The sequence below is a fragment of the Aquabacterium sp. genome (assembly GCF_021768455.1).
Classification (GTDB): domain Bacteria; phylum Pseudomonadota; class Gammaproteobacteria; order Burkholderiales; family Burkholderiaceae_C; genus Aquabacterium.
Genome location: NZ_JAIZVX010000128.1, coordinates 1 through 12,349, shown reverse-complemented (window position 1 = coordinate 12,349; position 12,349 = coordinate 1). Strand labels below are relative to the sequence as shown.

The following is a 12,349-nucleotide window of genomic DNA, read 5'->3' as shown; positions in this document are numbered from 1 at the left end:
ACGGCTGCCAGATGAACGAGTACGACTCGGACAAGATGTCCGACGTCATGAACGCGGCCAAGGGCTACACCCCCACCAACGACCCGGAAGAGGCCGACCTCATCCTGTTCAACACCTGCTCCATCCGCGAGAAGGCGCAGGAGAAGGTCTTCTCCGACCTGGGCCGCGTCAAGCACCTGAAGGACAAGGGCGTGTTGATCGGCGTGGGCGGCTGCGTGGCCAGCCAGGAGGGCGCGGCCATCATCGAGCGGGCGCCTTATGTGGACGTGGTCTTCGGCCCGCAAACCCTGCACCGCCTGCCCGCCATGCTGGAGAAGCGCCAGCAGCAAAAGCGCCCCCAGGTCGACATCAGCTTCCCCGAGATCGAAAAGTTCGACCACCTGCCGCCGCCGCGCAAGGAAGGCGCCTCGGCCTTCGTGTCGATCATGGAAGGCTGCTCGAAATACTGCAGCTACTGCGTGGTGCCCTACACCCGCGGCGAAGAGGTCTCGCGCCCGTTTGACGACGTGCTGACCGAGGTGGCCGACCTGGTCGACCAGGGCGTCAAGGAAATCACCCTGCTGGGCCAGAACGTCAACGGCTACCGCGGCAAGATGGGCGACACGGCCGACATCGCCGACTTCGCCTTGCTGCTCGAGTACGTGGCCGAGATGCCCGGCCTGGAGCGCATCCGCTACACCACCAGCCACCCCAACGAATTCAGCCAGCGCCTGATCGATGTCTACGGCAAGACGCCCAAGCTGGTGAACCACGTGCACCTGCCGGTGCAGCACGGCTCCGACCGCATCCTCATGGCCATGAAGCGTGGCTACACGGCCCTCGAATTCAAGAGCACCATCCGCAAGCTGCGCGCCGTGCGGCCCGACATCAAGCTCTCGTCCGACTTCATCGTGGGCTTCCCAGGTGAAACCGACGAAGACTTCGACAAGATGATGAAGCTGGTGCACGACCTGGAGTTCGACGCCTCCTTCAGCTTCATCTTCAGCGCCCGCCCCGGCACTCCGGCCGCCGCGCTGGAGGACACCACCCCACAAGAGGTCAAGCTCAAGCGCCTGCAAACCCTGCAGGCGGTGCTGGAGGCCAATGTGACGCGCTACAGCCAGGCCATGGTGGGCACCCGCCAGCGCATCCTGGTCGAAGGCCCCAGCCGCAAGGACCCGAGCGAGCTCATGGGCCGCACCGAGTGCAACCGCATCGTCAACTTCGCTGCCGGCCCCACCCAGGCCATCCGCGAGCGCCTGGTCGGCCAGCTGATCGACGTGACCATCACCCAGGCCTACCCGCATTCGCTGCGCGCCGAGCTGATCCTGGCCTGAGCCAGGCACAGCGGTCACGTGCCCTGACACACCGTCGGGGCGAATGCGTGTCAGCACCGAGACAAACAGCACGGAAAAGCGCAGCACATCGGCGTTTCGGACAGGGGTGGATTGCTCGACAGTCCATGCCATGCCAACTCGCCTGGGGCCGTGCCGCCATGAAGCTGTTTCGACTGTGCACCGAGCAAATCCGCCTTCACGAACCCCTGCCGTGGAACGTCCGCAATGAAGCCGGCCAGCTGCTGCTGAGCCAGGGCTACCTGCTGGCCGATGCCGCCCAGCTGGCGGCCCTGGTGGAGCGCGGGGTCTATGTGGACCAGGAGGCCTTCGAGGCCACGCAGCGTGACACGGTGCGCCCCGAGCCCGCCGTGCTGTGGGCCGACATCAACCAGCGCGTCGACACCCTGCTGACCCAGCCCCTGCAGCACCTGCGCTTTGCCGAGGGCGTGGGCGCCGTGTCCGACGACATCCATAAGGGTCTGCTCCAGGACCCCGATGCCGGCATGTTCGAGGTGGTCAACCAGGACCACCGCAGCTACGCCGTCTCCCATGCCGTGCAGACCGCCTTCGTGGCCAGCCTCGCTGCCGAGCGCTTCGGCCTGAGCGCCACCGAGCGCCAGACCTTGAGCAACGCCGCCATCACCATGAACCTGGGCATGTTGACCATGCAGAACACGCTCAACACCCAGGCCCTGCCCCTCACACCCCAGCAGCGGGCCGTGGTGAACGGCCACGGTGCCCAGAGCCGCGCCATGCTGGAGCGTGCCGGTGTGACCGATGCCGACTGGCTGCGCACGGTCGAGCGCCACCATGTGCGCACCGATGACAAGGGCCTGCCCACCGACCGCAGCGACCTCAACCAGCTCGCCTGCCTCGTGCACCACGCCGACGTCTACCTGGCCAAGATCAGCGCCCGCAGCTACCGCCCGGCCCTGCCCGCCCATGTGGCCGCCCGCGAGCTCTTCGTGAAATGCGGGGGCGCGCAAAACCCTTACGCCACCGCCCTGATCAAGGAGATCGGCATCTACCCGCCAGGCTCGGGCGTGAAGCTCGCCAACGGCGACACGGCCGTGGTCGTGCGACGGGGCGAACAGGCCCACATGCCGCATGTGCAGAGCCTGATCGCCGCCGATGGCCGCCCTTACCCCAGCGCCTTGCCCCGCGACACCAGCCTCTCACCCTTCAAGGTGGTGGACGCCATCCCTCGGGGCCAGGTCAGACTGGCCCTGCGCCGCAAGGCCAGTCTGGCTCAGACCGCGGCCTGAACCAGGGCGGCCAGCAACTGGTCGATCTGTTCGACCGTGTGCGCCGCCGACAGCGAGATGCGCAGCCGCGCCGTGCCCTCGGGCACCGTGGGTGGGCGGATGGCCGGCACCCACACGCCTTGCGCATCCAGCGCGGCCATCACGGCCAGGGCGTCTTCGTTGCGGCCGATGACCAGAGGCTGGATGGCCGTCTCCGAGGGCATCAGCGTCCAGGGCAGGCCAGCCGACACGATGCCCGCGCGCAGGCGCTCGCGCAGCACGCGCAGGTGGTCGCGGCGCCAGGCCTCGTCCTGCAAGGCCTGCACGCTGGCCTGCAACGCCGCGGCGATCATGGCCGGCGCGGCGGTGGCGAACATGTAGGTGCGCGCCTTCTGCAGCACCCACTCGACCATGCTGGCCTCGCCCGCCACGAAGGCACCGGCCACACCGGCGGCCTTGCCCAGGGTGGCCATGTAGATCAGGCGGTCCATGCGCCCCTGCCAAGCGGGCGCCACACCCCCACGTCCGACCATGCCGAAGTGCGACAGCGTGCCCTCGCCGTGTTCGCCGAGCACGCCAAAGCCATGGGCGTCGTCGATCAGCAACCAGGCGTCGAAGCGTTCGCACAGGGCCATGAGCGCGGGCACATCGGCCACATTGCCGTCCATGCTGAAAACGGCATCCGTCACCACCAGCTTGCGCCGCGCCGTGCTGGCCTGCAAGGCGGCTTCGAGCGCCTGCAGATCGCCGTGGGGCACCACGTTCAGTTCGGCCCGCGAGAGGCGGATGCCGTCGATCAGGCAGGCGTGGTTCAGCGCATCGGAAAACACCGCATCGCCCTTGCCGACCAGGGCCGGCACCAGGCCCACGTTGGCGGCATAACCTGCGTAGAAGTACAGCGCACGAGGCAGGCCGGTGAAGGCCGCCAGGGCCGCTTCCAGCTGTTCGTGCGCAGGGCTGTGGCCGCACACCAGGGGCGAGGCCGTGGCGCCCACACCGTAGCGGGCAATGGCCTCATGGGCCGCGGCCATCACGGCCGGGTGCTGGGACAGGCCCAGGTAGTCGTTGCTGCCAAAGGAGAGTCGGGGCTTGCCGTCGATCAGGTAGGTGGTGGCGCGCAGGGCTTCCTGGGAGGGGGCCAGTTCGGCCGGGGCGATCAGGGGAGACACCTGGCGGCGATGGCGAAGCAGGTGGGCTTCGCGCAGGCGGGCCAGGTCGTGTTCAAACAGGGCGGTCATGGGGCGAGAGGTTAACAGCGCCACACCCGACCGCCCGCTTCACTGCTGCCAGCCGGCGAACAGGCCCTGGCGCGCGGCCTCGGTGATGGCCAGCACACCAGGGTGGGTCAGGCGGCGCTCGACCGTGATCACGAAGAAGTCTTCGATGAGGTCGCTGGCCTCGCCCAGGAGCCTGGCGCCGTACTGCGTGCGCATCTGCTCGTCCAGCACCATGGGCGCGGTGAACACGCCATGGCCCTGCTGCCCCAGGGTCTTGACCATGGCGCTGTCGTCGAACTCGCCCACCACACGCGGCTGCAGCTTGTGCTTGCCCAGCCATTGCGCCAGGCGCACGCCCATGGCCGACTCGGAACTCGGCATCAACAAAGGCGCCCCATCCAGGTTGGCCGGGAAACGCCCCTTGAGGCCCTTGGCCACACTGGGCACGGCGTAAAAGCCCACGCTGGCACCGCCCAGGCGGTGGTTGTAGGCGTTGACGCTCAAGGCAGGTGGCAAGGGCCGGTCAGAAAGCACCAGGTCCAGCCGGTGCACGGCCAGTTCGGCCAGCAGGCTGTCGAGCTTCCACTCGCGGCAGATCACCTTGAAGGGCTGCGGCCCCGTGAGCGCAGGCTCCATCAGGCGGCTCGCCACCATCTTGGGCACGGCATCGGCGATGCCCACGCGCAGCTCGGCCGGGCGGCGCGTGCCTGGCGGCAGACGCATCACCTGTTCCAGCTCCGAGCCCAGGCTGAAGATGTCCTGCGCATAGCGGTAGGCCAGCTCGCCGGTTTCGGTCATCGCCAGCTTGCGCCCCTTCTTCTCGAACAGGGGGCGTCCGAAGGCCTCTTCCAGCAGCTGGATCTGGCCACTCACGGTTTGCGGCGTCACGTGCAGGTGCTCGCCCGCCTTCACCACGCCGCCCAGCCGCGCCACCGTCCAGAAGTAAAGCAGGTGCTTGTAGTTCATGTCGATTTCCCCGAAACGTTCACACTCAAAAATCGAATTTACCCGAAGCTTCATCCTCCCTACATTGGCATGGTCATCCACCCTGTAGAGAGGACTTCATCATGCGTGTGTTCATCCAGACCCATGGCCTGATCCTGTCTCGCGAGGAAAGCGAGCACATCCGGCAGCGCCTCCGGCAAGCCTTGTCGCGCTTCGGCCAGCAGGCCATGGGCGCCACCCTGCACCTGCGCGACATCAACGGCCCCCGGGGCGGCAACGACAAGGACTGCCAACTCGTCGTCGAGCTCGAAGACACCACCGCGGTGGTGCGCGACCGGGGCCACTCCGTGCGCGCCCTGGTCGACCGCGCCCTGCACCGCGCCGTGCACACCGTGGGCCAGCAGCTCGGCGAAATCCGCAGCCGCACGCAGCGGGGTCGCGCCCTGAGCCGCTTGCGCCAGGAAGCGCCACGCAACCGCCGCATGGCGCGCGCGCTCGACGCCTTTGACGCCCTGCCCGACACGGCCTGATCCCACCCCCCTTTTTCACCGTTTGAAGGAAACCACCATGTCCGACGACACCCGCTCCCGTGCCATCGCCCTGCGCGCTGGCCAGACCTCTTTTGAAGACGTGCACTGGCGCGACCAGGGCGAGCAGGCTGGCACCCCCACTGGCGCCCACAGCGTCGGTGCCCAGCGCGTGCTGCGCAACACCTACGCCCTGCTGGGCCTGACCCTGGCCTTCAGCGCCGGCGTGGCAGGCCTGAGCATGAGCATGGGCTGGCCGGCACCGGGCCTGTTGATCAGCCTGGCCGGCATGTTCGGCCTGATGTTCCTCGTGCACAAGACGGCCAACTCGGGCTGGGGCCTGCTCTCGGTGTTCGCATTCACCGGCTTCCTGGGCTACAGCCTCGGCCCCACGCTGAACGCGGTGCTCGCCCTGCCTCACGGCGCGGCGGTCATCACCAATGCGCTGGGCGCCACGGCCGTGGCCTTCCTGGGCCTGTCGGCGGTGGCCCTGACCAGCAAGCGCGATTTCAGCTTCCTGGGCAAGGGCCTGATGGTGGGCATGCTGGTGGCCTTCGCCCTGGGCCTGGGTGCGGTCTTCTTCGAGATCCCCGCGCTCAGCCTGGCGGTGTCGGCCATGGTCGTGCTGCTGATGTGCGGCATGATCCTCTTCGAGACGCAGCGCATCGTCAACGGCGGCGAAACCAATTACATCCTCGCCACCGTGGGCCTGTTCGTGACGGTCTACAACCTCTTCAGCAGCCTGCTGATGCTGTTCGGCATCGGTGGCGGCAACGAGGAATGAGCCCGCCTAGCCTGGGCGCCCGCCAGCGCTCAGGCGAGTGAACGCGCCACGCTCGCCAGCGTGCGCACCAGCGGCACCATGGTCTCCGCCGGGGTGTTCGCATAGCCCATGACCAGGCCGTTGAAGCCCCCGATGCCGCCCGTGCCATAAGCCGTGAGTGGCCGGGGGCTGAGGCCTTGCTGCAGGGCCGCTTCACACAGCGCGTGGTCAGGCAGGCCCTCGGGCAGCGACAGCACCAGGTGCATGCCCGCCTGTGCGCCCAGCACCTCGCCCGGCCAGGGCCAGTGGGTGGCGAGGGCTTCGCGCAGCGCCACCTGGCGCCCTCGGTAGAGCTGGCGCATGCGGCGCAGGTGCCGCGTGAAATGGCCTTCTGCGATGAAGCTGGCCAGGGCCCGCTGCGCGATGGCGTGCCCACGCGGCGCCCAGGCGCCAATCACACCCGCCGCCTGCTCCGCCACCGCTGCCGGCAAAACCATGAAGCCCGTGCGCAAGGCCGGGAACACCGTCTTGCTGAAGGTGCCGAGGTAGACCACGGGCGCATCCTGCACCTGCCCCTGCATGGCCGCCAGGGGTGGGCCATCGTGGCGGAACTCGCTGTCGTAATCATCTTCGATCAGCCAGCAACCATGGCGACGGGCCTGCTCGATCAGCTGCATGCGCCGGGCCAGGGTCAGCGTGGGGCCCAGTGGATACTGGTGAGACGGTGTGGTGTAGACCAGCCGGGGCGTGCGCTCGGCCCACCAGGCTTCAGGCGGATGGATGCCCTCGGCGTCCACCGTCACGGGCTGCAGCCTCAGCCCGGCCTGCAACAGGGCCGTGCGGGCGCCGCCGTATCCCGGGTGCTCGATCCAGGCGGTGTCGCCCACATCGGCCAGCAGGCGGGCGCACAACTCCAGCGCCTGCTGGGTCCCGTCGGTGACGAAGACCTGGTCGGCGCCAGCGTGCACGCCGCGCGCCGCGCGGAGGTAGGTCGCGATCGCCTGGCGCAACTCGGGCTCGCCTGAGGGGTCCCGGTAGCACAGTGCGTCCGAGCCGCTGTGGCGGCGCGACTGCGCCATCAGGCGATCCCACTGCGCAATGGGAAAGGCATCGAGCGCCGGGATGCCCGGCATGAAGGGCAGCAGCTCCTGCGCAGGGTCGCGCAGACGGTGAAAACCTTCGCTGCGGCGGGACAACGCAGCGCGTCTGGGCCGCTCGCCATCAGCGGATGCACGGCCACCCTTGCGCCCCTCGGTGTGCCCCTCGGCGCGCCCGCTCCCGTGCACGCCCGCGCCCAGCGCCGCCACCACGGTGCCCTGGCGGCTGCACTGCAGGTGGCCCTCGGTGGCCAGCTGCTCGTAGGCGTGCACCACGCCGTTGCGGCCCATGCCCAGCTCCTGCGCCAGTTCGCGGCTGCCCGGCAGGCTGGCGCCAGGCAGGAGCCGGCCCTGCACGATGCCGCGCTTGAGCGCCTCGTACAGCGCACGCTGCAGGGTCAGGCCCTGAGCCCTGGCCTCGGCACGGAAGCCCGGCGGGTTCAGCACATCGAACAATTCGCTCACGTCGTGGCTCCATGGCAGTGGCATCGGATGGTTCTGTGCATGGTGCCACGACTTGCCTACAGTGCCAGGCACACACCCGGTCCCCAACCTCATCAGGAGCCCCACCATGCGCCAGACACCCAGCGCCTCTCAGCCCCCTTCGACGCCGCCGCCCAGCGCCCGCAGCACCATCCGCCGGGCCAGCGAGCGCGGCCACTACGACGAGGCCACCGTGCACGCCATCGTGGACGCGGCCTGGCTCTGCCACGTGGCCTTCACCGACACCCGCGGCCAGGACGCCGACGGCCACACCGAGCCCTTCGCCGTCAACCTGCCCACGGCCTGCTGGCGCGTCGGCGACCGCCTCTTCATCCACGGCTCCAGCGGCAGCCCGATGATGCGGCGCCTGGCCAGCGGCGTGGAGGCTTGCGTGGCCATCACCCACCTCGACGGCCTGGTGCTGGCCCGATCGGCGTTTTCGCACTCGATGAACTTCCGCTCCGTGGTGGCCTACGGGCGCTTCGAGGTGGTGAGCGATGCCGACAAGCCCGCCGTGCTGGCCGCCTTCATGGACCACATCCTGCCGGGTCGCCAGGCCGAGATCCGACCGGGCGACGCCAGCGAGCTCAAGGCCACGCTGGTGCTGGCCCTGCCACTCAACGAGGCCAGCGCCAAGGTGCGCAGCTGGGGCCCACACGACAAGGAGGAAGACACCGATCACCCCGCCTGGGCCGGTGTGCTGCCCCTGCAAACGGTGCGGCTGGCGCCCGTGCCCGATGCCACCAGCCTGGCGCGCGGCCAGGCGTTGTCGCCGGCCGTGGCCGCCTGGTGCGAGGCCACGCCGGCCCCGGCACCGCTCACAGACTGAGCCGAAACCGCCAGCGCCTCAGGGCAGCTGGATCAGCAGGCTCTCGGCCGTGGCCCGCGGGTCGTGCGGCCAGTGGGCCAGCATGGGCGCCTGCAGGTGGTTCTGCAACGTGGCCAGGTTGGCCGCCTGCTCGGGCATGGCCGGGTCGATCACATTGGCCACCCAACCGGCCAGCGTCAGACCGCGAGACACAATGGCCTCCTGCGTGAGCAGGGCATGGTTCAAACAGCCCAGGCGCAGGCCCACCACCATGATCACCGGCAGCGCCAGCCGCTCGGCCAGTTCGGCACTGGTGGCCCACTGGCCCGGGGCATCGCACAGCGGCACGATGAAGCCGCCCGCGCCCTCCACCACCACCGCGTCGGCGTGCTGGCTGAGCGCGTGGTAACTGGCTTCGATGTGGGCGATGTCGATCTGCTCGCCGGCCCGCAGCGCCGCGATGTGCGGCGAGACCGGGTCGGGCAGCGCGTAAGGGTTGTCGAAGCTGGAGGGCACGCGCAGGCTGGACGCCGCGCGCAAGGCCACGACGTCTTCGTTGAGCCACTGGCCAGGGTGGCCGTCTTCGCCCTCGACCCAGTCGCAGCCTGCGGCCACGGGCTTCATGCCCACCACGCGGGCGTGGCCACCGCGGCGCAGGGCGTGGATCAGGGCGCAACTGGTGCGGGTCTTGCCCACGCCGGTGTCGGTGCCGGTGATGAAATAGGCGGCCATGGGGCGCTCCTCAAAGTCTGCGGGCAGGGGCTCAGGGCACGGGCAGCACGGCCACCTGGCTGGACGGCAGGGCGTCAACCTCGGCCAGCACGGCGTTCAGCACACTCAGCAGGCCTTCGGCCAGGAAGACCTGGTCCGCATCGCTCAGCACATAAGGCGGCATGACGTAGAGCGTAGACCCGATGGGGCGCAGCAGCAAGCCGGCGTCCATGGCGGCGCGGTGATACCGTGCGGCGAAGGTGGGCTCGGTCACGTCGATGTCCCAGGCCCAGATCATGCCCAGATGGCGGGCGGCCTTCACGCGCGGGTGCTGGCTCAGGGGCTGGGTCAGACGGGTGAAGCGCGCGGCGGCCTCGCGGTTGCGGACCAGCACGTCGCGGCCCTGCTCATCGCGCGCCGCAAAGGTGTCGAGCACGGCCAGGGCCGCACGGCAGGCCAGCGGATTGCCCGTGTAGGAATGCGAATGCAGGAAGCCGTGGGCCGTGCGGTCGTCGTAGAAGGCGGCGTAGACGGCATCGGTGGTCAGCACGGCCGAGAGCGGCAGCACCCCACCCGTGATGCCCTTGCTCAGGCAGATGAAATCGGGTTTCACCGCGATGCCATCGGGGTCCAGGGCCTGCTGGTGCGCGAACATCGTGCCCGTGCGGGCGAAGCCCACGGCGATCTCGTCGGCGATCCAGTGCACGCCGAACTCGTCGCACAGGCGGCGCACCGCCACGAGGTACGCGGGGTCGTACATGGCCATGCCGGCCGCGCCCTGCACCAGGGGCTCCAGGATCAGGGCCGCCGTGCGTTCATGGTGGGCGACCAGGTAGGTTCGCAGCGCCTCGATGGCCGAAGCCAGATGGACCTCGGGCGAGACACCCGGCTCGGCCTGGCGCGGATCGGGCGACGGCAGCGTGGCGCTCAGGCGCAACAGCGGGGCATAGGCCTCGCGAAACAGCGGGATGTCGGTCACCGACAGGGCGCCCGCGGTTTCGCCGTGGTAGCCGCCTTGCAGGCCGATGAACTGGTGCTTCTCAGGTCGGCCCAGGTTGCGCCAGCTGTGGGCGCTCATCTTCAGGGCGATCTCGGTGGCGCTGGCCCCGTCGCTGGCGTAGAAGGCATGGCCCAGGCCGGTGAGCGCAGCCAGGCGCTCTGACAGCGCCACCACGGGCGGATGCGTGAGCCCGGCCAGCATGATGTGGTCGACCTGGCCGAGCTGGTCGGTGATGGCCTCGCGGATGGGCGCAAAGTTGTGCCCGAAGAGGTTGACCCACCAGGAGCTGACCGCATCCAGGATGCGGTGGCCGTGTTCATCCACCAGCCAGGGGCCCTCGGCCCGCACGATGGCGCGCGGTGGCCACTGTTCGTGCACCTTCATCTGGGTGCAGGGGTGCCAGACCGCCTGGCGGCTGCGCTCGGCCAGAGAGGCCGCGTTCATCGGTGTCGAAACCATGGGACGGGGGGCGGTCGGGTCGCTCAGGCACCCGGGCGGTACAGGCAACGGTCGCCCGCCGCACGCGAGACGGCCACGCCGGCCACCTTGGGGATCTGCTGCTGCACGCGCTCGAAGATGAAGACGCTGAGGTTCTCCAGCGTGGCCGCACCCAGGCCGGGCACCTCGTCGAGGAAGTGGTGGTCGAGCTGGCTGCGGATGCCGGCGATGACCTCGCGCAGCACGGCCAGGTCCACGACCATGCCCGACTCGCCGTCGCGCTCACCCTTCACGATCACCTCGGCCGTGTAGGTGTGGCCATGGATGCGGCGGCTGCCCGCGGCCTCCTCGGGCGAGACGTGCCGCTTCAGGGTGTGGGCGGCGTCGAAGGAAAAGGTCTGGCTCAGCTCGAACATGGGGGATCCTGGCGGGCCGTGGCCGCGCGTCTTTCTCTACTGCAATCGGTCTGTCGGTCTATCGGCAACACCCGGCACGGACTCAAGGCCCGCCCGCATGCGCCTGGGCGGTCATCGGATGCCCAGCGTCTTGTGGGTCTGCACACTCAGCATCCAGCGCGGGTGGTCCATGCACCATTGCACGGCCCATTCCATGGCCTGGCGGCGCGCGCCGGGCAAGGCACTGTCCATGGCCTGCACACGCAACTGCTGGAAGCCCAGTTGCTCGAAGGCCAGCAGGTCGGCCTCGGTGAAACCGGCCTGCGGCACCACCACCTTCAGTTCGTGCCCGGTGGTCTGCACCAGGGTCGAGCCGGCCTTGGGGCTCACGCACACCCAGTCCAGGCCCGCCGGGGCGGCCACGGTGCCATTGGTTTCGACCGCGATCTCGAAACCCTGCGCATGCAGGGCGTCGATCAGGGCGGTGTCGACCTGCAGCAGCGGCTCTCCACCGGTCAGCACAACGAAGCGCACGCCCTGGCGGCCGGCCTCGGTGTCGGGCCAGAAGGCGGTGATGGCGGCGGCCAGCGCGGCCGCATCGGCAAACTTGCCGCCACCCAGGCCATCGGTGCCCACGAAATCGGTGTCGCAGAACTGGCAGACGGCGCTGGCGCGGTCGGCCTCACGGCCGGTCCAGAGGTTGCAGCCCGCAAAACGGCAGAACACAGCCGGGCGCCCGGCGTGCGTGCCCTCGCCTTGCAGGGTGTAGAACATCTCTTTGACGCTGTAGGTCATCTCAACGCAATCCAGTCCACCAGACAGTGAGGGCCGAAGCCAGCACCAGTCCGGCATAGGTCACCATGGCGCCGTCGCGGCCGGTGACGATCAAGCCCACGATCAAAACAAGGGCATTGGCCGCGGCGGCCCAGCGCACCTGGTGCAGCCAAGCGACCGATTTGAGCGGCGCCCGCCAGACCACGCGCGCCAGGGAAGGCAGCAGCAAGGCCATGCCGAGGGCCGGCAGGAAAAAATTCACGATGTGATCGAGTGCGTCGAACGGACCCATGTTTTCCGGGGCTGGTAGAGGGGGAAAGCGCCGACAAACACTTGTCTTGCGTCAAGAAAGATCACACGAATGACTGGACGGCGCCGCAGGGCCGGCAAGGGCATCCGCTCAACGACGCCAAACAGCGAATCCCCGATTTTATAATGCCGACCCATGACTGTCTTGACCCTCGGGCTCAACCACACCACCGCCGCTGTCGACCTGCGGGGTCGCTTCGCGTTCGCGGTGGACCAGTTGGCCCCCACGCTCAAGGCTTTCCACGCCCGCCTCGGCAGCCAGCCCCAGGCCGCCGGGTCCGAGGTCGCGCTGCTGTCCACCTGCAACCGCACCGAGCTCTAC

General features: G+C 69.0%; 13 protein-coding genes and 1 pseudogene. 6 read left to right on the top strand and 8 right to left on the bottom strand.

Annotated elements, in window-relative coordinates; genetic code table 11:
- Both miaB and QZ994_RS15230 read left to right on the top strand, forming a co-directional pair.
- Positions 1-1,316 (top strand): tRNA (N6-isopentenyl adenosine(37)-C2)-methylthiotransferase MiaB (gene miaB, locus QZ994_RS15235; RefSeq protein ID WP_290873467.1); only part of this gene is annotated, 1,316 nt, incomplete at its 5' end.
- Between the two features lie 125 nt (positions 1,317-1,441).
- Positions 1,442-2,581 (top strand): HD domain-containing phosphohydrolase, encoded by a 1,140-nt coding sequence (locus tag QZ994_RS15230; protein ID WP_290873464.1) that lies wholly within the window; start codon positions 1,442-1,444, stop codon positions 2,579-2,581.
- Here QZ994_RS15230 and bioF read toward each other — a convergent pair.
- Complete coding sequence (gene bioF / locus QZ994_RS15225) at positions 2,566-3,798, bottom strand: 8-amino-7-oxononanoate synthase (RefSeq protein WP_290873461.1); 1,233 nt, start codon at positions 3,796-3,798, stop codon at positions 2,566-2,568. The two genes, QZ994_RS15230 and bioF, sit on opposite strands and share 16 nt — an antisense overlap.
- A gap of 39 nt (positions 3,799-3,837) precedes the next feature.
- The gene (nhaR, locus tag QZ994_RS15220) at positions 3,838-4,743 is read right to left on the bottom strand and encodes a transcriptional activator NhaR (protein ID WP_290873458.1); all 906 of its coding nucleotides are present in this window, start codon (positions 4,741-4,743) and stop codon (positions 3,838-3,840) included.
- A 101-nt stretch (positions 4,744-4,844) separates the two neighbouring features.
- Between nhaR and QZ994_RS15215 the strand changes: the two genes are divergently transcribed.
- Both QZ994_RS15215 and QZ994_RS15210 read left to right on the top strand, forming a co-directional pair.
- Positions 4,845-5,252, top strand: coding sequence for a hypothetical protein (locus QZ994_RS15215; RefSeq protein WP_290873455.1), 408 nt, complete (start codon positions 4,845-4,847; stop codon positions 5,250-5,252).
- A gap of 37 nt (positions 5,253-5,289) precedes the next feature.
- The gene (locus QZ994_RS15210; RefSeq protein ID WP_290873453.1) at positions 5,290-6,033 is read left to right on the top strand and encodes a Bax inhibitor-1/YccA family protein; all 744 of its coding nucleotides are present in this window, start codon (positions 5,290-5,292) and stop codon (positions 6,031-6,033) included.
- A gap of 29 nt (positions 6,034-6,062) precedes the next feature.
- Here the strand turns inward: QZ994_RS15210 and QZ994_RS15205 are convergent, their stop codons facing one another.
- Positions 6,063-7,574, bottom strand: a complete 1,512-nt coding sequence (locus tag QZ994_RS15205) for a PLP-dependent aminotransferase family protein (protein ID WP_290873450.1) — start codon at positions 7,572-7,574, stop codon at positions 6,063-6,065.
- A 106-nt stretch (positions 7,575-7,680) separates the two neighbouring features.
- On the opposite strand from QZ994_RS15205, the gene QZ994_RS15200 reads away from it, so the two are divergent.
- On the top strand, positions 7,681-8,421 hold the full coding sequence (locus QZ994_RS15200) for a pyridoxamine 5'-phosphate oxidase family protein (RefSeq protein ID WP_290873447.1): 741 nt from the start codon (positions 7,681-7,683) through the stop codon (positions 8,419-8,421).
- Between the two features lie 18 nt (positions 8,422-8,439).
- On the opposite strand, the gene bioD is transcribed toward QZ994_RS15200, so the two are convergent.
- From bioD to QZ994_RS15175, 5 genes are all read right to left on the bottom strand, one after another.
- A complete protein-coding gene (bioD, locus tag QZ994_RS15195; RefSeq protein WP_290873444.1) occupies positions 8,440-9,132 on the bottom strand; it encodes a dethiobiotin synthase in 693 nt (230 codons plus the stop codon).
- A gap of 31 nt (positions 9,133-9,163) precedes the next feature.
- Entirely contained in the window at positions 9,164-10,555 is a 1,392-nt protein-coding gene (bioA, locus tag QZ994_RS15190) for an adenosylmethionine--8-amino-7-oxononanoate transaminase (RefSeq protein ID WP_290873441.1), read from the bottom strand.
- Positions 10,556-10,593: 38 nt separating this feature from the next.
- Entirely contained in the window at positions 10,594-10,965 is a 372-nt protein-coding gene (locus QZ994_RS15185; RefSeq protein ID WP_290873438.1) for a 6-carboxytetrahydropterin synthase, read from the bottom strand.
- A gap of 111 nt (positions 10,966-11,076) precedes the next feature.
- Positions 11,077-11,739, bottom strand: coding sequence for a 7-carboxy-7-deazaguanine synthase (gene queE / locus QZ994_RS15180; protein ID WP_290873435.1), 663 nt, complete (start codon positions 11,737-11,739; stop codon positions 11,077-11,079).
- A gap of 1 nt (position 11,740) precedes the next feature.
- Positions 11,741-12,010, bottom strand: a complete 270-nt coding sequence (locus QZ994_RS15175; protein WP_290873432.1) for a hypothetical protein — start codon at positions 12,008-12,010, stop codon at positions 11,741-11,743.
- A 153-nt stretch (positions 12,011-12,163) separates the two neighbouring features.
- Between QZ994_RS15175 and QZ994_RS15170 the strand changes: the two are divergent.
- A pseudogene (locus tag QZ994_RS15170) lies at positions 12,164-12,349 on the top strand (glutamyl-tRNA reductase); the annotation flags it as partial.